1 protein-coding gene is annotated in these 899 nt (G+C 68.6%); it reads left to right on the top strand.

Annotated elements, in window-relative coordinates; all coding sequences use genetic code 11:
• Window positions 1-899 (top strand): ATP-dependent metallopeptidase FtsH/Yme1/Tma family protein (locus tag IEY49_RS21220; protein ID WP_189012390.1); only part of this gene is annotated, 899 nt, incomplete at both ends.

Below are 899 nucleotides of genomic sequence, written 5' to 3'. Positions count from 1 at the left end.
ACACGACGAGTCAGTTTGGGAAGTCGAAGGCGGCGGTGATCAGCGAGGGGCAGGTAAAGCTGAACTTCACCGACGTGGCGGGCTGCGACGAGGCCAAGCAGGACCTGCAGGAAGTGGTCGACTTTCTGCGCCACCCCGAGCGCTACCACCAGCTCGGCGCCCGCATTCCCCACGGCCTGCTGCTCGTCGGCCCCCCCGGCTCCGGCAAGACCCTGCTCGCCAAGGCCGTCGCCGGTGAGGCCCGGGTCCCGTACTTCTCCCTCTCCGGCTCAGACTTCGTTGAGATGTTCGTGGGTGTGGGCGCCGCCCGGGTGCGCGACCTGTTCGAGCAGGCCCGCAAACACGCCCCCTGCATCGTCTTTATCGACGAGATCGACGCGGTGGGCCGCAAACGCGGGTTGAATGTCCAGGGTGGCAACGACGAACGCGAACAGACCCTCAACCAATTGCTGGTGGAAATGGACGGCTTCGCCTCGGGGCAGGAGGTGATCATCCTGGCGGCCACCAACCGCCCGGATGTGCTCGACGCCGCGCTGCTGCGCCCGGGACGCTTCGACCGGCAGGTGGTGGTCGATGCCCCCGACGTGCGGGGCCGCGAGATGATCCTGCGCATCCACGCCCGCAAAAAGCCGCTGGACCCCTCGGTGGACCTGGGAGTGATCGCCCGGCGCACCGCTGGCATGGTGGGCGCGGAACTGGAAAACCTGCTGAACGAGGCGGCCTTGCTGGCGGCGCGGGCCGGACGCACCCGGATCGTGGGGCGGGATGTGGAGGAAGCCCGAGACCGGGTGCTGATGGGCCCCGAACGGCGCAGCCTGGTGGTCCGGGAAGCCGACCGCAAGGTCACCGCCTACCACGAGGTCGGTCACGCCCTCGCTGCTCAACTCCTCCCGTACGCC

The sequence above is a fragment of the Deinococcus malanensis genome (assembly GCF_014647655.1).
GTDB lineage: Bacteria > Deinococcota > Deinococci > Deinococcales > Deinococcaceae > Deinococcus > Deinococcus malanensis.
The sequence above is the reverse complement of the archived record's forward strand: the minus strand, read 5'-3'. Positions and strand labels throughout refer to the sequence as shown.